The organism is Alteromonas sp. KC3 (assembly GCF_016756315.1).
Lineage (GTDB): Bacteria > Pseudomonadota > Gammaproteobacteria > Enterobacterales > Alteromonadaceae > Alteromonas.
Genome location: NZ_AP024235.1, coordinates 3,251,349 through 3,271,905, shown reverse-complemented (window position 1 = coordinate 3,271,905; position 20,557 = coordinate 3,251,349). Strand labels below are relative to the sequence as shown.

General features: G+C 43.3%; 20 protein-coding genes. 7 read left to right on the top strand and 13 right to left on the bottom strand.

All coding sequences use genetic code 11. The annotated features are described in order from the left end of the window. Positions 1–16: 16 nt before the first annotated feature. Positions 17–388, bottom strand: coding sequence for a hypothetical protein (locus JN178_RS14570; RefSeq protein ID WP_202262174.1), 372 nt, complete (start codon positions 386–388; stop codon positions 17–19). A gap of 315 nt (positions 389–703) precedes the next feature. Here JN178_RS14570 and JN178_RS14565 point away from each other — a divergent pair, with 315 nt between their 5' ends. Further along, positions 704–1,150 carry a retropepsin-like aspartic protease family protein gene (locus JN178_RS14565; RefSeq protein ID WP_232369577.1) on the top strand — a complete coding sequence of 149 codons (447 nt, stop codon included), beginning with the start codon at positions 704–706 and terminating at the stop codon, positions 1,148–1,150. Positions 1,151–1,176: 26 nt separating this feature from the next. Here JN178_RS14565 and JN178_RS14560 read toward each other — a convergent pair whose 3' ends face one another. The 7 genes from JN178_RS14560 to JN178_RS14530 form a co-directional block, all read right to left on the bottom strand. Continuing rightward, positions 1,177–2,625: a serine hydrolase domain-containing protein gene (locus tag JN178_RS14560; RefSeq protein ID WP_202262173.1), complete on the bottom strand. Its 1,449-nt coding sequence runs from the start codon at positions 2,623–2,625 to the stop codon at positions 1,177–1,179. Positions 2,626–2,704: 79 nt separating this feature from the next. After that, positions 2,705–3,634, bottom strand: coding sequence for a winged helix-turn-helix domain-containing protein (locus JN178_RS14555; protein ID WP_202262172.1), 930 nt, complete (start codon positions 3,632–3,634; stop codon positions 2,705–2,707). A gap of 34 nt (positions 3,635–3,668) precedes the next feature. Then, a complete protein-coding gene (locus tag JN178_RS14550; RefSeq protein WP_202262171.1) occupies positions 3,669–3,974 on the bottom strand; it encodes a hypothetical protein in 306 nt (101 codons plus the stop codon). Further along, positions 3,974–4,522 carry a YaeQ family protein gene (locus tag JN178_RS14545; protein WP_202262170.1) on the bottom strand — a complete coding sequence of 183 codons (549 nt, stop codon included), beginning with the start codon at positions 4,520–4,522 and terminating at the stop codon, positions 3,974–3,976. The genes JN178_RS14550 and JN178_RS14545 overlap by 1 nt, the downstream gene beginning before the upstream one ends. A 38-nt stretch (positions 4,523–4,560) precedes the next feature. Then, positions 4,561–4,899 carry an FKBP-type peptidyl-prolyl cis-trans isomerase gene (locus JN178_RS14540; RefSeq protein WP_159626918.1) on the bottom strand — a complete coding sequence of 113 codons (339 nt, stop codon included), beginning with the start codon at positions 4,897–4,899 and terminating at the stop codon, positions 4,561–4,563. A 112-nt stretch (positions 4,900–5,011) separates the two neighbouring features. Beyond that, on the bottom strand, positions 5,012–5,851 hold the full coding sequence (locus JN178_RS14535) for a DUF2306 domain-containing protein (RefSeq protein ID WP_202262169.1): 840 nt from the start codon (positions 5,849–5,851) through the stop codon (positions 5,012–5,014). 91 nt (positions 5,852–5,942) lie between these two features. Then, positions 5,943–7,082, bottom strand: coding sequence for a helix-turn-helix domain-containing protein (locus JN178_RS14530; protein ID WP_202262168.1), 1,140 nt, complete (start codon positions 7,080–7,082; stop codon positions 5,943–5,945). Between the two features lie 208 nt (positions 7,083–7,290). On the opposite strand from JN178_RS14530, the gene JN178_RS14525 reads away from it, so the two are divergent. From JN178_RS14525 to JN178_RS14510, 4 genes are all read left to right on the top strand, one after another. Then, positions 7,291–8,187, top strand: a complete 897-nt coding sequence (locus JN178_RS14525) for a DUF2268 domain-containing putative Zn-dependent protease (protein WP_202262167.1) — start codon at positions 7,291–7,293, stop codon at positions 8,185–8,187. 83 nt (positions 8,188–8,270) lie between these two features. Continuing rightward, positions 8,271–9,104, top strand: a complete 834-nt coding sequence (locus JN178_RS14520; RefSeq protein WP_202262166.1) for an NmrA family NAD(P)-binding protein — start codon at positions 8,271–8,273, stop codon at positions 9,102–9,104. After that, a complete protein-coding gene (locus tag JN178_RS14515) occupies positions 9,097–9,546 on the top strand; it encodes an anthrone oxygenase family protein (RefSeq protein ID WP_202262165.1) in 450 nt (149 codons plus the stop codon). Before JN178_RS14520 ends, JN178_RS14515 begins: the two co-directional genes overlap by 8 nt. A 50-nt stretch (positions 9,547–9,596) precedes the next feature. Then, on the top strand, positions 9,597–10,583 hold the full coding sequence (locus tag JN178_RS14510) for an AraC family transcriptional regulator (RefSeq protein ID WP_202262164.1): 987 nt from the start codon (positions 9,597–9,599) through the stop codon (positions 10,581–10,583). On the opposite strand, the gene JN178_RS14505 is transcribed toward JN178_RS14510, so the two are convergent. From JN178_RS14505 to JN178_RS14490, 4 genes are all read right to left on the bottom strand, one after another. Beyond that, a complete protein-coding gene (locus JN178_RS14505) occupies positions 10,580–11,434 on the bottom strand; it encodes an alpha/beta hydrolase (protein WP_202262163.1) in 855 nt (284 codons plus the stop codon). The genes JN178_RS14510 and JN178_RS14505 overlap by 4 nt on opposite strands. Before the next feature lie 129 nt (positions 11,435–11,563). Then, a complete protein-coding gene (locus JN178_RS14500) occupies positions 11,564–12,460 on the bottom strand; it encodes an alpha/beta hydrolase (protein WP_202262162.1) in 897 nt (298 codons plus the stop codon). 141 nt (positions 12,461–12,601) lie between these two features. Continuing rightward, the gene (locus JN178_RS14495) at positions 12,602–13,300 is read right to left on the bottom strand and encodes a LytR/AlgR family response regulator transcription factor (RefSeq protein WP_202262161.1); all 699 of its coding nucleotides are present in this window, start codon (positions 13,298–13,300) and stop codon (positions 12,602–12,604) included. Further along, complete coding sequence (locus tag JN178_RS14490; RefSeq protein ID WP_232369576.1) at positions 13,297–15,018, bottom strand: sensor histidine kinase; 1,722 nt, start codon at positions 15,016–15,018, stop codon at positions 13,297–13,299. The genes JN178_RS14495 and JN178_RS14490 overlap by 4 nt, the downstream gene beginning before the upstream one ends. Positions 15,019–15,281: 263 nt before the next feature. On the opposite strand from JN178_RS14490, the gene JN178_RS14485 reads away from it, so the two are divergent. Next, positions 15,282–16,763 (top strand): serine hydrolase domain-containing protein, encoded by a 1,482-nt coding sequence (locus tag JN178_RS14485; protein ID WP_232369575.1) that lies wholly within the window; start codon positions 15,282–15,284, stop codon positions 16,761–16,763. A gap of 202 nt (positions 16,764–16,965) precedes the next feature. Continuing rightward, positions 16,966–19,473: a sensor domain-containing phosphodiesterase gene (locus JN178_RS14480; RefSeq protein ID WP_202262160.1), complete on the top strand. Its 2,508-nt coding sequence runs from the start codon at positions 16,966–16,968 to the stop codon at positions 19,471–19,473. On the opposite strand, the gene JN178_RS14475 is transcribed toward JN178_RS14480, so the two are convergent. Continuing rightward, the gene (locus JN178_RS14475) at positions 19,470–20,420 is read right to left on the bottom strand and encodes a YihY/virulence factor BrkB family protein (RefSeq protein ID WP_202262159.1); all 951 of its coding nucleotides are present in this window, start codon (positions 20,418–20,420) and stop codon (positions 19,470–19,472) included. The genes JN178_RS14480 and JN178_RS14475 overlap by 4 nt on opposite strands. Positions 20,421–20,557 lie beyond the last annotated feature (137 nt).

Genomic DNA, 20,557 nt, shown 5'->3' with positions numbered 1-20,557 from the left:
GCGTTACTATCGATGTTTAGTTATTGCGCTTAAACGGTGGGCGTGTACCACGTTTTTGCGTATTAGGTTGTTCATCTAATACTTCTAGCTGCGCCACATCATATACGGGCATCATTTTTGTTGTGCGGCGATAAGGCGGTTTGCCGCGCATAATCACTTCTTTTACTTCAACGTATTCAATGGCTTCTTGGCCCACAGATTCAAGCTGTGCCACATCATTAACCGATAAGCTAACTACGCGGCGCTTAAATGGTGGTTTGCCCGAGTAGTCTACAACTTGTACGTCGACTGTTTCGGCGTTTGCCGACGGTGTTGCTTGTACTGAAAGTGCTGTGATACTTAATGTTGTAGCAGTAAATAGCGATCCTAGTAAATAGCGTAATTTCATGTCCTGTCCTCGTATTAACACTCCTAACTTTCTACATTGTATGAACGAATAAGCGCTAAACAATGATGATTGGCGATAGTTAATAGCTATCAGTAAATTTTGTAAACATTGATTTACTAATCACAGACAACATAGCGTCTAACCCTTACTTATACGTTTAGTTGTACGTAAAAGGTGCAACGTTAATGTGTTTTTGCACAAAGGTTGTGCAGAGAAAGGTGAAAGGCGTGAGAAGACGTCGTTAAATCAACCAATTACTGTTTTGGTCTTTATCTTGCTGTTCATGTGAACCATTGCCAATATTGGGGCCTGCCAGTGAAGCGTTTTTTTTCGGTTTTGTTATTCTCATTATGCGCTTTAACGGCACCCGTCTTAGCCATTGAACACAACGTTCCGTTGTCACAAAGCTCAGGAGGCACACTCTACTTAGAAGCAACATTGGAGTCGAAATTCAAAACGTCTTTTTTGCTGGATACCGGTTCTAGCTTAGTTACGCTTAACCAAGCGACCTTTGATGCCTTAACCCGAGATCAAAAACTCACCGCCACGCGCACCTCTGCCGCCAGGATGGCCAATGGCAAAATATTAACGGTTTCTCAGTATCAACTAAACTCGGTGCGCATCGGCGATACGTGTGAAGTAGGCCCAGTTGAGGTAGCGGTTTTGCCCAAAGGGAATAACATTCTTGGAATTAATACGCTATTGCGTGTTGCGCCATTAACTATTACGTCGAACTCAGTGGTATTGTCGGGCTGTGAGTAGCGCGGTAGTCCTTTACCGCGTTCCCATTACAATTCATTGTACTGCCCAGCAGGCTTTATCTCGATTTTGTAGTCTTTTGCTTTACCTATGCTTGTTTCAAATACGCCGTTTCGTAAATCAAATGATGTAATGCCCACTTTGTTAATCATCAAGAGTCTTTGGCTACCTTTAACCAAGTAGCTAAAGATTGGCCAACTTGATATCGATGTGGCGCCTTTGTTGAAGGTATTAAGCCACTTTGAATATTCGGTTTTACCGTCTGTCAGCGCGCATTTGTTTTTATGGCAATCAGTACTGCCAATGAAAAAATCGTCGCCATATTTCACGCGAAAATTAATGGCTGAATAATCTATTGCCTTGGCTTTGTCCAAATATAGGCTTGCAAGAGCGAAAGCCAGTTTGTCAATTGATGATACCCAACTGCTGTTGGATAAAAATGCAATACTTAAACTATGTTCGGGATAAATGACTAGTATTGAACGCGCACCTGGTGTTGCCCCTGCGTGATGATATACTTTTCGATCATGCATATCGTTGCCAATGCGCCAACCAAATCCAACGTCAAAATCTCGATATGTCACGTTTGTACCATTTTTTGTTTTTGCGGGTGTAAACAGTAGGCTTTCAAGAAGACTATTACGATATGTTTTTTCGAGTACTCTGTAGCCAAATTGGGCGAGATCGTCAGATGTGGCTAGCATGCCAGCACCCAGAATACTGTATGACTTTTCGCCACGTTTGATAACTCTTGAGCCATTAGACGTTATCTCATAAAGGCTTGATGTATTAGGTGCTAGATGCCTAACGTCTTCTGCTACAGGTGTCGCCGCACCAGTCCAGCGCTGATTAAATTGCTCTAGGGCAAGAGGTAGTGGTGTTGAAACCACTTTTTCGAGTATAGCTCCGGCCAATGTGAAACCGTGCGTTGAATAATGGTATTCGTAGCCTGGTCGCGTCAATAAGTCTCTTTCTTTCAGTGTTTCAAGAGCCTGAATAGCGCTTGTATAATGTTTGTCATATATATCGTAATCCTTTGTCTGATAGTGTGGCATACCAGACGTGTGCGACATCAATTCACGCAGCGTTATGTCGTGATATTTGGTGTTGAGTTCGGGGTAGAAATCACCAATGCTGGTATCCGCAGACAATTTACCTTGAGTTACCAGCTCGCCCAACATGGTTGCACCGACAATCTTAGACACACTCGCTAGTCGAAATAGAGTATTTCGGTTAACTGGGGTCTGTGATTGAAAGTCAGCATAGCCACTCGTGGCTGAACCAACTAAAACGCCTTCGTGCACTACCGAAACTGAAAATCCGGGAACGCCAGTTACCTCTCTTAAGCTGTCGAGAATAGTGTTAAGTTGGTCTTGGTACTCTTGGTTTATTTGTGGTTTTAACGTACCAAGTTGTGGCGCTGCAGTGGCCGATGCTAACAATATGGTTGAGGCTAAGATAAATGGTTTTATTGTCATAATGTGCTCCTTTTTTGCCATTGAGCACTGACGGACAATAATTGGCGAGTTATCTTTGGTTATGTTTAGTTATTTTGCGTTATCTCGGGTTAGCAAGCGCACGTAATTCAACCCATATAGGGTCGTTGGCGAAATCTCTCTGTTGCTTATTTAAGTACAGTTTTTGCGATGAAACTAATGCTTTGATACCACTCTTGTGAGACTCAAACAGTTCTCTGACATCAGACTCTGAACCATCTTGTATAGTATCTGAACGTAATATTGTGGCAGTAGCGGGCTCAATGATACTTAGCGTTATTAAGCTTTGTTCCCCCATTTCGATTGTTTCAAAAAAACTAACTAATGCAATGCGGTCTTTTCTTGCTTGAAGAGACAGTGGAATTTCCTCTTGTTGATTAGATTTTACCAACTGCAAGGTTTTGCCATCGTTTGATTGACTAAGCATGTTGTTCCAACGCGCATACGCTGCTTTAGCGTTTTTTGTCATGTCACTTGGAGTAACATTACTCCATAGTGCTATTCGGTTGTTAGCTATCACCTTATTGCCAGAGTGGCCCACTTCTCGAAATCCAATCAATGCTGCTATTAGAATGATCAGGAATACAAAGAATAGCAGCAACGGCGTCGAACGAAAGCGCAGAAAATATTTGGTCTCAACATTACCAGAGAAGAGTGGTTCAGTTGATAATGGTGACGTGTCAGCCTCAGTGATCTTTTCTATTATCAAGCGATACCCTTCACCGCGTACCGCTTGAATGACAATGCCTGATACAAAGGCATCATTGAGGGCTTTTCGCAAAACAAATACTCTTTGTTTTAGTGTTTCTGGGCTAACATTTTGCTTTTCCCATACAGTGTCTAATAACGTTTTTACTGAGACAATTTCGCCATTAGCATCAGACAGTACGCGTAACAATTTGAAGCTTAGCGGGTTCAACGTTGCAGAAACACCGTTGTGCGACACAACAAAATGAATGTCGTCAAATTCTAGTTTACTTGATGCATTCATATTCTTATTGGTGTTTCCGTTTTTCTTAACGCTATTACTGAGGAGCTTGTGTAGTGAAAATCAGATGTTTGCATTTGTCTTTAAACACAACGCCTTTCTTTAACAGCGCCGCACTTAGGCGTTTTTGCCATTTCTTTTCTTCATCTGCAGCAGCTATCAATGCGCTTTCATCTTCAAACTGAAAGCGAAGTAGTAACGACCCCGGAAACTGATGATACTGCACGTCGAACCAGCACTGCACCATGCCGTCGAGCTCTTCGCGACCTTGTGCTTCTAACGTATCTGCTACATCGAAAATGAGGGCTTGTTGTTTTAGTTGAACGGCTGAAAGCTTTTTCATTACAGGTGTTTCTCAATGGCAATTTCTACGCTTTCTGTCACCTCTGCACCTTCAATGGTTAGCCACATTTGACCATCTTGAATGGTGACTTGAATTTGCATCGAACGCTGAACCGCATTTGCAAGTGTTGTCGATAGTGCTTCTGGAAGTGTAAAAACAGATAGGTTTTTTCTTGTCTGCAATTTGCTTTGCTCTTTTTTCCACCACGCATCAAAACTGTTATCTGCGTAAGAGTAAATCATCATTTGCTGACTTTGATTGCAGCCTTTTTTGATACGCTGTTCAGAAGGCTGGCCTAGTTCAATCCAAAGCTCAATTTCGTCACTGAAACTCTTTTGCCAGAGGTCGGGCACATCATCATCGGATAACCCTTTTGTGAATTGAAGTCTTTCGTGTGCATTGACGATAAATGCAATTATACGCAGCATCATGCGCTCGTCGTTTTCTGATGGGTGACGCGCAATAGTAAGGTTATGATCATTATAGTAATTGCGGTCCATATCAGTAATTGATATGTCTGCTTTAAATATGGTCGCTTTAAGTGCCATGAGGGTCTCGAATATGTACCAAAGTAAAGTGGTTGCGGTTAGTCGTCTCTATTAAATGCTTCTAGCAGCTCAATTTCAAAGTATAGGTTACTGTTAGGTGGAATTTTTCCCACCTGTCTTTCACCGTAGGCAAGCTCTGCGGGAACCCATAACTTACGCTTTCCACCCACTTTCATGCCTTGTATACCCAAAAACCAACCTTGGATAACTTTATTTTTCGATAATACGGTTTGAAATGGACGACCTTTCGCATAGGAAGAATCAAACTCGCTTCCATCTTCTAATAAACCGCGATAGTGCGCAGTAATCAGCGCGCCCTTTTTAACTTCGTTGCCTTCGCCAATCACAGTGTCTTCTATTTTGAGTGTGTCTGTCATGTTCTGCAGTTCTTCTTTATTTCTGACGGCGAATAGTAGTGTATTTCTGTGGCTAGGGAAAACACAAATTCATGCAGTACCTCAATATAGCGCGTTCACCCTAGCGATGTTTCTATACAGCGTTGAACAGGTTAACTATTCTTGGGCTCCACATCATCATAACGGCGGCGATTACACCAATAAGCGTGATGAGTGTGCCAAAGGCGGTGGCAAAAGTGCATACCCATGTTTTCAATTCGCTTTGCTGTTTTTGAGCCCAAAACACCATTTCAGCAAATAGCATGGGTAACAAATAGCATGCAAAAGACAAAAATATATCCATAGGTCCGTCTATATTTGGAGTATTGCCATTAGGCCCTTGGTTCACCAGGTACCATCCCATCAGGTAGAGCCTGAATGTCCAAACGCCATTCACCAGAAAGAAGGTATGTATAGCTGCACGCTGATGTAGGTCAAACCGTTTTTGCACAGCAAAGCGCCACGCTAGTAGCGCTCCAACCACAATAAGCAGTCCATTTAGAGTAATGCCCAACGATGCGGCAGTGTTAGTTTGCCACCCTTTTGACCATTGCAAATATAAACCAGTAAGTGCCCCAGTTAACCCGAATAGCAAAAATAGTCTGCCATTGATACGGTGAAAACGTGGGTATGCGCTTCGAAGTTTGGGAATTAACTGCAGTATTCCAAACGCTGACAAGTAAATAGCTGGCAGTACATGCAGGAAAAAAATTATCAAAACGTGCCCAGTTGCCTCTTTTAAGTTGGGGGAGGGGCTAAAGTCGGTTACCGCTAAATCATAAAGCGCGGTTAAGGTGTAAATAGTCAGTATGTAAAAAGCGAAGGCCCATTGACCGCAAAGGGCTACCACAAACCAGCTTTTTATACTTAAATTTAGCGCCTTTTTGGCATTGGGTAAGGCCCAAGCAGTTTTTTCTGCAATTGATTCACTCATCGTTATTCCTTATCTATAAACGGTAAGTGAAGTGTGCTGTTTAAAAAAGACGAGTTCTCGCCGATTTCGAAATTCGGCCTACGAAAAAACGTTAAATTGACTTTGCATGGAATAATTGTTGTCGATATTGATTGGGGGTAACACCGGTTGCGGCTTTAAATGCACGGGTAAATGGCCCTACAGAAGCGAAGCCGCTCTCAAGGCCCACCACCAACACAGTCCATTTTTTCTTGTCTTCATCGGCCAGTAATACTTGTGCATGCTTGATGCGAAGTGCATTTACATATTGGTTAAAGTTGCGTGCTGCCAAGTTATAACGAAGTGCATTACTAACTCGGTATTCTGGTACTCCAAGCTTTTGCGCAATATCTGCTATTTTTAAGTTTGGTTGTAAGAATAAAGCTTCATCTGTGAATAGCGAGCTGACTTGCTTGGCTAACACACTTTCATCAGCTACGCATGTGGGCTCGACCTGAGACTTTGCTTGTTGATTATGGGGTGTTACAAGCTGAGATAACGAATCACTTAAACTATTTGTCTCAGGATCGCGTTTTGAAGTAGACATACTATTGCTCACCGCTTTACGGCAACGCGCTAGCCACAATAATTGAAGTTGTGTGCTCAGCACCACAATCAGAATTATACTTGCAACAGCTAAGTCTTTAGCTTCTGGCGAATCAACGAGTATCCCTTGTAGCACTTTACTGCTAGCGACAGCGCCCCCAAATGTTGTGAGAAACAACAGGCGTTGTGCTTTTTCCGTTTTATTGACCTTTGAAAAGCCTCGTAAGCCTTCCCAAAATGACAGTACTAATATGGCCGAAGATAGCAAGGTGGTTAACTCTTTCAAAATGTAGCTGAATACGGCGAGGTTATCTGAGCTTATTAAGCCACTATTGCTAGCATACAAGTAGCCTTGGTTAACCATGATCAAAAGCGCGATAGCGCCAGCGAACAGCAAGTGTGGTAACGCGATGGCATTATTTTTTCTGAATAAAGTGCGAGACAACAGCCAGTAACCATTACAGGTAACGCATGCTGCCATGCCAATTAGGTATTGATAGGGTCCAATGACATTACCAGATAAATTTTTAGCGAGGGACATCGCTACAGAGCCACAAAAAACTGCAAAAAGAATATGACTAGCGCACTTACGTTTGACCAACAGTTGAGCAATCATTAATCCCAAACACGTAAGTAGAACGGCAAGTTGTAAGTATTGTAATTCCATAGCGATCGCTTCGAAAACCTATGGTTTCAGTGTAGCGGGAGCAACATAAGTCAGCAATGTTAAAGATGTTTCAAAAAATGACGATTGCTGAATGCCTATATCAAAGGTTAAACGCCCTGCAATGCGCTTTGAACGCTGGGTAAATTTAATGCTTTTTAAACGCGATACAATTTTCGACGGGCTAAATTGTAATCTGCGGAGTTTTAATATGAAGAAGTTGTTGAGCGGTTTTATGCTGGGTATGGGGCTGCAATTTTCTGCAAATGTTCATGCCACTATTGATGTATCAGCGGTTGAAACACTAAACACTATTAATGTAACTGAAATGACGGCTTCAGAGTTTGAAGCGCAATTTATTGCAAAAGATGCAGGCGGATTGGCAGTGCTTAGTGGGCGCTTTCAATCACCAGAAGCACTTATGCACTATTACACCACACTGACAAAAGAAGACATTGCACGCTATACACAATGTGCATCTTCGCTAGCAGAGCTCACGCCCGCGTTTTCTGATTTTAAGAAACAGCTAACCAAGTTAACGGGGGTTCCTCTTGAAGATGTTAAGGCGTTTGGTGTTGTTGGTGCGGGTAACACCGCTGCAACCGCTTCACCACATGCAGTGGTACTTGGGCTTGAAATGATTTGTGATAAACAAAGTGCGGGCGACATCTCACTTACCTTTAAGAATTATTTGGCACACGAACTTGTGCATGTAACGCAATATCGCCTTACTAAGCGAACAGATTTTCGTTTTAATTTGCTAGAGATGGCGCTTTTGGAAGGTAGTGCCGATTATGTGGCGACTCTGCTATTGGAAGAGACTTTTGTGTTGGATGATAAGCGAGCCGCATTTGGCGAAGCAAATAAAGCGGCGCTAATGAATACGTTCATTAAAAGTATGGATACCTTTAATTATGCGCCTTGGCTTTATACATTGTCTCCCACGTTACCATCAGTTGGCGAAATACCTTTAGACATGGGGTATTGGGTAGGGTTTCAATTGGCAACTGATTATGTAGCAAATGGTGGCGAGATATCACAATTACTGGCACTTGACGACGCTCACGTTATTTTTGATCGCGCGTTTCAGCAAAGTTCGAACGATTAGCATAAAATTGCATACGCTGTGCAAAAAATGAACGTGCTGGTGTGGCTATAGTGTTTTTACTGTAACCAAATAGGTGAAAACACATGCATCACAACACACATTCATTTCTCGTTATTGGCGCGTCTGGTAAAACAGGTTCTCGTGTGTATAACACGTTAAAAGATAATGGCTTTAACGTGAAGGGAGCCAGTCGAAATGGCGAAGTTCATTTCGATTGGCAAGCGCCTGAAACGTGGGCAGCTTCATTGCGCGATGTTGATGCCGTTTACCTTACTTACTATCCTGACTTAGCTGTTCCCCAAGCACCCGACGATATTGCAAAGTTTTGTGCGCTTGCCAAGATAAAAGGCGTTAAGCACATCACGCTTTTGTCAGGAAGAGGCGAACCCGCTGCGCAAGTGTGTGAAGAAATAGTGCAGCAATCGGGATTGAGCAATACCATTGTAAGAGCCAGTTGGTTTAATCAGAATTTCAGCGAGGGTATGTTTAACGCTTATATTAAAGCGGGCACTATTGCGTTACCCGTTGGCAGCGTTACCGAGCCATTTGTAGATGTGGACGACATTTGTGAAGTCGTTGTCGCCTCACTGACTGATGATAAGCACAATGGTGAGCTATACGAAGTAACGGGCCCACAATTGCTTAGCTTTGAGCAACTCGCGCATACCTTTTCTTCTGTGCTCAATCGGCCCATTCACTTTCAACAAATCTCGCTCACCGATTTTGTACAGGGTTTAAAGTCGCATCAGGTCGACCCGAGTGCCATTGAGATGCTGTCTTATCTATTTACAGAGGTGCTAGATGGTCGAAACGAATTTATTGCTGATGGTGTTCAGCGTGCATTAGGTCGCCCAGCAAAGTGTTTCAGTGATTTTGTGGCCGACAATATAGCGTATTTTGGTGATCATCATGATTGATACGTTTGAAGCGGTTACTTTGTTGTCGATAGTTGAAGCACTGCTTCAACTATCGATGATCATTATGGTGGGGTTGTATTTTATTTTCAGCAATACCGTAATGCGCGTACTTGCCACGCATCACAATGGTGCTGAGGTAATGAATGGTATTAACGCCGTTATTTTGAATCCCTTGTTTCTGTTTTTGTTTTCCGTGTCTGGCGCGGCAGGTGTTTATTTCTTTTGGTTTCATACCGGATTTCAAGCGCTATCGGGCTTGGTATTCTTTATCGGTACTACAGTTGTGACAATGCTGTTTAATGTGCCGCTTAACAACAAGCTAAAAGATGCTGGTAGCGAACATGTCGCTAGCGTTTGGGCTGAGTATTTAACGCGATGGGTTAAGTGGAATCACGTTAGAACGATTTCAGGTGTGATATCTGGGTTTTTATTGTCGCTTTAATGCTATGCTAAATTGCAAGGTATAGCAGATGAATTGGGTGGTACATATTTATGGGGTTTGACTACAAAGCTCGTGTTGAGACGCCCATTCGCGACGAACCTATTGGTAAGTTATTGGATAGCTTACGGATGGAAAGCGCCTTTTTCACGCAGTCGACACTAACAGTGCCGTGGGCATTAAGCATGCCGCCCATGCACAACTGTATGATGTTTCATATGGTCGTAAAGGGTAGTGCGGTATTTCACATTGGCACAACTAGCGTAGTATTAAATGAAGGCGACTTTATCTTATTCCCTAAAGGTGAGGGGCACCGGCTTAACGATGGTACGTGCACTTTCTTTACGCCTTTAAGTGAATTGCCTATAAAAGCCGTAACCGAGCGTTTTGAAACGTTAAGTTTTGGCGGTGGCGGGCAGTCAACAGACATGGTGTGTGGCGTGTTGCTTTTCCAACATCCCTTGGCGATTAAACTGCTTGGTGTGCTTCCCTCTTTCATTCTTATTCGTAGAGAACTGCTAGAAGAAAAGCAGTCTCCTACCAGTGTGGTCACTAATATCAGTCAACTGCTTGAGGCAGAAACAAGTGGCGTTGGCATTGGTGCAGAGGCGGTAATTGCGCGTCTAGCAGACATATTGGTTATTACGGCCATGCGGCAACATTTAAGTCAGTTAGATGCGGAGCAGATGGGTTGGTTAGGAGCGCTTGAGGATGATCGTATTGGCCAAGCCCTAACATTAATCCACGATAGCCCAGACTATCATTGGTCGCTTGAAGAACTTGCTCAAAAAGTGGGGATGTCGAGAACCAGTTTTGCTCAGCAATTTAAGCGGCTGGTGGGTAATACACCCATGGAATACCTTACAGAATGGCGAATGTCCTTAGCCTATTCTAAGCTGCAGCTATCAAAAGATTCTATGCTTGCCATTGCATTGGATATTGGTTATCAATCTGAAGCCGCATTTTCGCGGGCTTTTAAAAAAATTATTGGTAAAAGCCCTAATGCGGTGCGCAAGGCATATCAAGCCGACGCACTTTAGGCAACGTCAGCTTCGGTTTGAGACGCTTGCTTGTCTACCCATTTAAAAATCTGGCTGACCGTTTTAGCATCACCGAGTATTTTAGTATGCCCGGTATTCTGCATAGGAAGTAAATGTGCGTTGTCATTAGCGTCAAACAGCTTCTTAGCATCAGAAAACGGTACTTGCTTATCGGCTACGTCATGCACCAATAAGCTGGGTATATTTGAACGACCAAGCAACTGATGAACTTCAAGCGCTTCAAATCCAAGCCCTACGTAGTTTTCAACGTCTTCATGAAATAAGGGTTTGGCCCGTCCTCTTAGAGACAACGCACTTGCGAAACGACTGATTACATCAAGAAAGGAAGCTGGACTCGAAATGAGTACTAAAGATTTTGCTATGTTAACAGTGCTTGATACGCAGCCTAACGCACCGGCTCCCATAGAGTGGCCTATGGCGATATCAAAGTTTTTGCCAAGCCAAACGGAAGCTTCTGTTACTGCTTCAATAAAAAAGCCGGGATGAGACATAGTGTACCGGCTTGGCCCATGCGCCCTAGGGTGTATACCATAGATGGTATACTCTCGTTCTCTAAGCGCATCAAAGATACGAGTAAACTGTGTTAAATCGCCATTCCACCCATGAATAAGAAGCGCTGTCTTATTACTATTTCCTTTCCATATTGATAAATGCGCATTGCTCGACTTAAGTAAAATCTTTTCTGGCGCAACAGGTAGGCATGATGGTGGTGACGAAGGTTTTCTCACGGTGAATAGAAGCTTTAATGCTTGCGACGAAGCAATTTTAGGAAGCATAGTGCTTACGCTTGCATAGTATGCTTTGTAGCCAGCAAATATCAGTTTTTTCACGGTGAGTTCTCCAGTTAAAGTCTAGAGATTACACGTTTACACTGTCACGAAATTATCAATCCGTTCAATAAAGTATGCAAAGCGTACATACTTTTTTTGTGCTTATCGGGTTAGAGCGTGTCTGACTTTTTACTGTTTAAACAACCAAAGCACCGCGTTTTCAAACTCGCCCACCCATAAGGCTTCGTTGTGCTCACCGTCTTCTACAACATGTGAAAAGAGGTTTTGCTGGCTGACTTGCTTATCTTCAAGCGCTTCAGTCATGCGAATAGCATAGGGCACCATAGACTCTCCCTCTTTGCCACCGACAGAAATATAGAAGCGGCTATTTTGTGGAATGTCGGTACGTTCAGTAAAGCGAAAAACCTCTTCGCTAAACCAATAGGAGGGTGAAAAAATACCCGCTTTGCCAAATGCGTCGGGGTGCTTGATGATGGCATAGTGAGTCATAAGACCACCCATTGAACTGCCAATCATGGCCGTATTTTCGGCATCGTCTAATGTACGATATTGCTGGTCGATGTATGGTTTCACTACGTCAGTGATAAAAGCGAGGTACGCTTCTCCTTCTGCAATGCCAAAGTCGTCATGAGGCCAGGGTGAAAGCTCATTCATTCTATGCTCGCTACCGTTATCGATACCTACAACAATGATATTGAGGCCATAAGACGCTGAAAGTTTGTTTAAGGTTTCATCAACTTGCCACTCACCTGCATAGGAAGTTTTCTCGTCAAAAAGGTTTTGCCCGTCATGCATGTAAATAACGGGGAAGTGCGTTTGTTCTTGTTCAGTCTGGTTATAGACAGGTGGCAAGTAAATGCGTACCTTCCTATCTCGAGCTAGGCCGGGGATCGTAAACGATTTTTCGATAATATCAGCACTCAAACTATGATGGGTATTCTCACTAGTGGAGCTTTCATGGGCTGTCGCTTGACGCTCAGAACACGAAATTAACGACAAAGCGACTAAGCAATAAAATGTGTTTTTTAACCAGTGCTGCGGTTTGCCTACAAATGTTAACGTCATGATTGGGATACTCGACTAGTGATGTAAAAGGGTGCTAAGCATTGATAACCTAGCACATCACATTTTTGTGTGTAACTAAACTCTTTAAATGTAAGCAAATACACATTAAGGGTGAGCGAGTTTTTAATAGCAGGCTTAGTGTTAACTGGGCGCTTCGAGTCGTTCCATTAATTCGCTGAATTTCGTTCTGCCAACGGGAACGCTGGCTCCTGATTTTAAGTGAGCAATATACTTTGCTCCGGACTTTTGAGAAATGCTTTCTAATTCGTTGAGCGAAATAGCATAAGAGCGATGCACTCGAATAAAGGTGTCGGGTAAAACCTGCATTAATTTATCAAGGTGCTTGTCGTGCAAAATAACATGATTATCTTTCGTGGTTATTTCACTGTAGTGCCCAGCTGCTTGTACAAATTGAATGTTATCGATTTCAAGAAAATGTACCATGTCTTGTTTTTTGTATGACAGGGTTTTGCATTGACCTTTTACATTAGCATCGGCAAAGCGTTGTAGCGCTTTATCTATTCGCTCTTGCGTAAAAGGCTTACCGACGAAATCAAGTACACCTAATTCAAACGCTTCTAACGCACGGTCAGTGTTGGCTGACACTACAATAGTATGGAAAGGCTGAACGAGTTGCTCGTGGAGTAGTAAGAATCCATCTTTGCCATGTAAATTAAGATCAAGAAACATTACATCAACAGGCTGACTGACAAGACTGTCCTGAGCGTCTTCCAAATTACTAAAGTGTTTAATCGCCGCTTTCCCCTGAGTACTTTCAGTAATAAACCGCCGAAGCCTTTTGGCTACCATTGGCTCGTCTTCTACCAATACGATATTCACTTCGAGTCCTCATGTTTGTTAGCTTTTTCAAAAGCGGGAAAGGTGAGAGTCACTACCCAAAAGTCAGCCTCTTGATGCTCTTCAAATGACCACAAATCGCCATACGCTTCTTGTAGTCTCGCTTTTACATACTTGTTGCCTACACCTGTATGTAATCCATTGATATTATTGTCTGACTCGCTCAAATCAATTGAGTTAGCGCCCGCGCTACGCATCGACTTGAAGATGATGCTCGTCACTTTCGCGTTTTCTCTATCGGTATTCCCCTCTAAATAGAATGAGTAAGCTTGGGAATCGTAGCGGTTGTGGCTAAAGGCATTCTCGATAAGGGTTAGTAAGATCCCTGGGGGAAGACGTTGCTGAAGATTAATATTACGTTTTATCAACTCAAATTTGGCATCAAAGCGATAGCCCATTATTTTTAAATGACTTTCGCAAAGCGCGATTTCTTGTTCAAAAGTAACGAGGGACTGATTGCTAAGCTGCGCCATTTGACGAAATTCTTGCGCCAATGCTTGAATAAAAGCGACAGCATCATGGGGAGACGTATCTACCCATTCTTCTATTGCCGTAAGCGTATTAAGAATGAAGTGGGGTTGTAGCTGCTTTTTAACCAGCTCAAGCTCTAATCGTTGGGTAGTGAGTTTGGACTGAGCGAACGCTCTTTGACGCTCACTTTGCGTTTGATTTAGCACCATAAGCATAAGCAATGCTAAACCGATAAACGATACGAAAAAGTATTGGTCCATAAAAGAAAAGCGGCTTAATACTACAGGGGAAATAAACACCATTAACCCCGTAGTCATTAGCCAGGCGTGCTGTTTACGCGCAATTAAGCTAACTATACAAACGGCAATACTGCAAACAAGCCCTGTACCAAACAACACAAAACTTCGATAGTCATAGCCATCTACAAATAGCATTATCAAGGTGTAGAGCAACGCAAGTGCGCACAGCGAGTAGGTTGCAACCCGTTTTGTGTAGCGGAAAAAGGCAACAAAGAACATCGGCAATAATACGCTGATGGCCAAGGTTAACCATAAGACCACTTCCATTCTCACTACGTGCCATGGGTAGGGGTATCCGAACAAACCTCGCCACGACTCAGCGACAATTAATAAAATAAGCGTGAAACTTAAGCTTCCAAACCATAAATAAGTAGCGTTATTAAGTGATGAGAAATAAACAACAAACGAGTAAAGCGCGACCAACAACAAGGCACTTAGCATCATAATTGGCAGTCGGGTACGTTCCTCATTTATGTTTATCAAATTGCTATAGGCATCTGCAAATACCCAAACGCCACTGTGGGTAAGACTGTCTGGCCTAAACTGGCTACTAAATCTAAGCATTACAGTATTTGACCCCTGCATTATCAGATGAGGTGGAAGCAAAAATACGCTATCGATATTTCCGGGGACCTCGGGGGCATCTGCTACGGCAGGTATGCCATTGTTGCCAATAAATTCACCATTGAAATAGACCGAGTACGCGCCAAGCACTGAAATAAAGAGCCCTTTCGCTGTTTTAACCTTGTTGCTGTTAGTTAGAACTGCCCCATTGGGTAGCGGTGTATCCTCATTGAGTGGCAATGTGAACTTAAGCCAAATCGCTTCATCAGGTAGCGTCAAACTGGTTATATCTTGGTCTTGCCAATTTGCCTCTTGTGGTGGAAGTGAAGTTTGCGAGGAGTGTAATAGCGCAAAAGATGTAGGCATAACTAACGTCTGTAACGGTGGCTTGTGCATAAGAACTAGACCCCAAATAATCGCGGCCATCAGCATCAAATAAAACCAATTTACAATTCGCACAGACGGAACTACCTACTTGTTGTTAAGAGGTATTACCTTACACAGTTTTGTTGTGGCATTGAACCTTTCTCAATGCTGTTCAGGTTGTGTAGATGCCGTTCAGGTTTTTGTCGATATAAAACGGGTTCTTTCTGATTAAAGTGTGTACATCTTTATGAGGAGAGAATGATATGACACCCATGAAAACCCTACTTTCTGGCGCTACTTTATTTGCACTAGCGGTACTTAGCGGTTCACCCTATAGCAGCGCACTGGCGGCAGAAACAAAACCGACCTCGCAAGCACAAATTAGCATTACGCAAGCGGAACTCGACACGTTGTTGAAAGATCATAAACTTTCAGGAGTGAGTCTTGCTGTTATCGATAACTATGAAGTTGTGCTTACGGCTTCAAGTGGTGAAAAGCGTTTTGGTTCGGGTCAAAAGATTGATGATGAAACGGCGTTTTCAACCGCGTCTATTTCAAAACCGGTAACCGCGCTGTTAGTCGCCATGTTAGAAGAGCAGGGCAAGTTATCTCTCGACGATTCAGTGTCAAAATACTTAAAGCGCTGGAAGCTTAACCCAGCCGATTTCCCTAATCCAGACGCGATAACATTTCGCCGCTTACTAAGTCATACCGCAGGTACAACGCAAGGCGGATTTGTTGACTATTATGAAGGCGACGATGTACCTACTGCTATTGATAGTCTAAACGGTGTGAAAGTGCCGCGCTACGACAAACCCATCAGTTTGATGTTCGAACCAGGCACTAGTTGGGCGTACAGTGGTGGAGGCTATGTGATAGTGCAAATTGCGCTAGAGGATCTTACCGGCATGTCATTGCCAGAACTGGCCCAAACCATGTTATTTGAGCCACTTAATATGTCGCGTACCACTATGTATCAACCCAATCACGATGCGTTCTTATCAAACGTGGCAAGTGTACATAATGATGACCTAACCGTTATTGGTGCAGGCCTACCGATTTGCCCACAAATCGCGCCATCAGGTATGTGGAGTACGCCAACCGATATGGCCAAGCTTTTAATTGAAATGCAAAACGCGCTAGCGGGAAAACAAACTCAGGTTATTTCAGACGACGTAGCAAGAACCACCACCCACATAGAAACGTTAGACGTTGCCGGCGGGTGGGGACTTGGCTGGATGCGAACCGAAGCAAAAGCTAATCAAGACTGGTTTTCACATGGTGGCTCTAACACGGGTACTGGCGGTCACATAATGGGCACAATGGATGGCGGCCGAGGTATTGCAATATTCGGCAACGGCGGTAACCCCGCGCGTATTCCTGTTATTGAAATATTGTCTGCCGATATCATGGCGCAATTGGGTTGGAATACATCAATTGCTAATGCTTCGCAACAGGCTGACCAGAGCACGCTTAAAGCGATAGAAGGTACTTATAATTTGGGCTTTGGACAAACCTTAACGGTAAAGCAGCAAGCAAATCAATTGGTGTATGAAGGTGGGCTAAAGCTTTGGTCAGCAGATACTAGTGGCGTATTAGTGCACGTTGGTGAAGGAAAATTCGCCACAGACGGCTATGCTAATCTGTTAAGTCTAGATGTGTCTAATAATAAAAAGCGTTTAATGGTCAGTCGGAAAGGCAGCGACAAAGTTTCTTACTTCCCAGAAGTTGAGCCTAAACCTTAAGGGTAAGCGCTTGGTTTGATTGCAAGCGTAATCCTTAACAAAACACACTAAAAAGCCGAGTGTTTACTCGGCTTTTTTAATTCGCTTTCTGCTATTTATCACGCTTTTTAAAAAACTGTCTATGCTTATTTAAACGCTACCTTAAAAGCAAGGCCATGAGAGACCCCAAAGGGCTAATACGTCTGCGAAAGGGAAAACTTCGATGACAGCATTTTACAGCATGTTGATGACCGCTAACGCCGTGTGTGCTATTAGCATTTTGCTGTCTGGTATCGACAAGCAGAGGCCCTATTTTGTTGCACTGGCCATTCTTAATGTAATCCTGTTTTTCTTCCATTGGTTTTCCCTGTCACTGCACACTGCTACCAATGCAGAAGACGCTATCCTTATCAGCAAATTTCACTTAGCGTGCATCATTATAGGTCATCCATTACTTATTCTCGTGCTCGGGCTCTGGACGCATTTTAAGTACATCAATGCGCTCTTTTACGCATTTTGTGTACTGTCATTGCCTATATTGCTTATCAATTTGTTTTCTGACTACTCCATTCGCTATGGAGATAATGTACAGCTTGTGTATTACCAGACCGTTTTTGGTGACACCGCAACACTGTTAAAAGGCGCGGGAGGGGCGTACTTTAAGCTCATTCATTTAAGCTACGGGTTGTCGTCGCTTTTTATGATGTACTGCGTCATTCGTTTTTATAAGCAAAACCAAACCTATCTCTTTGGGGCTTTAGTTTTGACTATCGCGCTGCAATTTGCTTCGAGCGTTATCGGATTTCACATAGACCAACAAACGTTAAATTGGGTATACGTGGGAGGCGTACCTTCCACGGTACTGTCTTTATTGGTTTTGGGCATGATAAGCCGCGGCTTTAAAGAAAAGTCAGATGAATTGATGAAAGAAGTTGAAGAAAAAAGCGCGCAACAGCACGTGTTTTCAGAGCTTGCACAGATTTCTAATGAAGATGGTCAGCATGCCTTTTATGAAGAAAGTGTAGAGTTGTTGGCGCGTTTTTCTCGTGCAGACTATGTGTTATTCGGTCTGGTAGAGCCTCACGATAAACAAAATATCGCAACCAAAGTAGTGTTCAAAGACGGCAAGCGCATAGACAACTTTGTGTACGAACGAAAAGGGACACCGTGTGAAAATGTGCTCACCATCCAGTCTTGTATTCATAAAGCACATGTTGCCGATGATTATCCTGATGATGCGATGCTTCGCGAAGAGGGAATAGAGGCTTATATTGGTTACCCCATTGTTGGCAATAATCAAAGCAATGTAGGTGTGCTGGTGCTGCTCTATAAAAACGTACTGAAAAATGAAAGCACCATTAAAACGGTTACCGACGTTTTTGCAACCCGGATAAGTGCAGAACTTAGACGGCAAGTACTCCAAGATGAATTAAGGGCAACAGCCTATGTGGATTACCTCACGCGCTTGCCAAATCGGATTAAACTTCTGCGATTCATTAACACTATTCGAGCTGAGCAACACCTACACAAAAACCAAGCATTACTCATGCTTTTTGATGTCGATCACTTTGGCGAGGTGAATCGGAAATACGGTTATGATGTGGGCGATCGCGTGCTTAAAATTGTTGGCGAACGGTTACAGAGTTACGCCAATGAAGGCGTGTTTATTTCACGCTGCGGGGGGGATGAGTTTGGGGTGGTGATCCCTGATGTTCACGCTGATATCACCAGTTTAACTAATGTTCATTGGACCGCCATTCAAGCCATAGTCAACAAAACGTGTGCAATAGGTAATCGTAAAATTAATATCAATTGCACAATGGGAGCGGTCATTTTCCCTTCGCAGACCGATGTAAGCTTTGACGTTATAGGCGCTGCAGAACAAGCCTTGATGAAGGCGAAGGAGCACGGACGTGGGCGATTTGCTTTCTTCGATCCTTCATTTCTTTCAAACCTTGAGTTCACTCGCGAAGTTGAAGCCGATCTTGTCGCGGCATTGCACAACGAAGACGGTTTAGACGTTTACTATCAGCCAAAGGTTGATAGAGATGGCGCTATTGTTGGTGCTGAAGCACTGGTACGTTGGTTCAGTCACAAACGTGGTTTTGTATCGCCTGCTGACTTTATACCAATAGCCGAAGAAACGGGGGTTATTCACCTATTAGGGCAGTGGGTATTAGCGCGTGTTTTAGATGACATAACAAAGTGGCAGAGCAACGGGCTCAAGTTAGTTCCCATTGCAATTAATGCCACGGCTTCACAGTTTGAAGACTCAGAATTTATTCAACATCTGATGACCTCGATTGAAGCGCATTCACTTCCTCCTCATTTAATTGAGTTAGAGCTTACAGAGTCTGGCTTGCTTACCGAGCGCAAGAAGGCCATTTCAACATTAAATGCTCTTAGAAGTTTTGGTATTACTGTCGCATTAGATGATTTTGGCACTGGCTATTCGTCACTTTCGTACTTAAGCGAATTGCCTTTAGACGTGCTTAAAATCGACAAATCATTTGTAGACGGTCTCCACGATGAGCGCAACCGCGAATTGGTGAAATCGATAATAGCAATTAGCAAAACTATGGAACTTACCAATGTTGCTGAGGGAACAGAGACCTTAGAGCAAGTTGAACTTATGGCGTCTTACGGTTGCAAACTATTTCAGGGTTACTATTTTAGCAAGCCACTATCGAAGGCAGACTTTGAAACCTGGCTCACTCCCCAAAATAGTTAACGCAGGTCATCAGGTGTGTTATCGGCAACCACTGCGTTGCGTTCGCCCATCGGTTTGTCTTCGCCGACTGTACTATCTGCAGTAGTTTGAAGCTCCATAGCCGCATTTAGCTCGGCACCTATCAACACGATATAGGCACTTAAATACAACCACATCAGCAGAATAATGAGCCCGCCTACCGAACCATAGGTTTTGTCATACGAGGCAAATTCATTAAGGTAGAAAGAAAATGCACTTGATGCTAGCACCCATAGCAACGTGGCCACACACGAGCCTGGCGTTATCCAGCGCCAGCGGGCAGGTCGTCGATGGGGGGCGTAGCGGTATAAAAGTGACAAGCTCAGATTGAATAGCAGCAATAGCAATGGCCAAGTTATCCATCTCGCGTCTTCTTTATCGAGGCTGTAATGGGTTAGCGCACTGATAAGTTCAGGTAAAAGCGATACACTAAAAAGTGCAATAAGCAGCATACATATCATGCCAAGCGTACAAACAACGCGTGCAATTAGTCCGTGAAAAAAGCTTCTTCCTTCAGGCTCAATATAAGTGATGTTGCATGCTTTGATTAAGGCGTTGCCTCCTTTGCTACTGCTCCACAGTGATAACAGCAGTGTAAAAACAAAGCCCCAACCCAGTGTCGCGCTTGATTTTTGTGTAAGGGAAGTTAACTGTTCTTCAATAATGTAGCGGCTTTTTGAAGGCACTAGGTCAACTAAAAGCACCATGTGCTCTTGTAATTCTTGTTGCGACACCACCAAACCATAGAGCGAAATTGTGGCGGCCAATAATGGAAATATAGCAAGTAGAAAATAGAAAGCGGTGCCCGCAGCAATAAGTGGAACATTGTGGTCTTGTATATTGCCAAATACTCGCTTGGCGATACGCCACCAACTGCTTATAGAGAGATCAAATAATGATTTGGCACTTTTGAAATTGTCCTTGTTCACAAAATCGCATCCTTTAAATAACTGTTTACTCTTACGAAGCCCGTGAACATATGGGTTACTCGCTACGCCAAAAGCGCACTAAAGTGTCTGTAATAGCTTCACACATCGCGCTTTATTCCATCAATTTCATGAAGTCT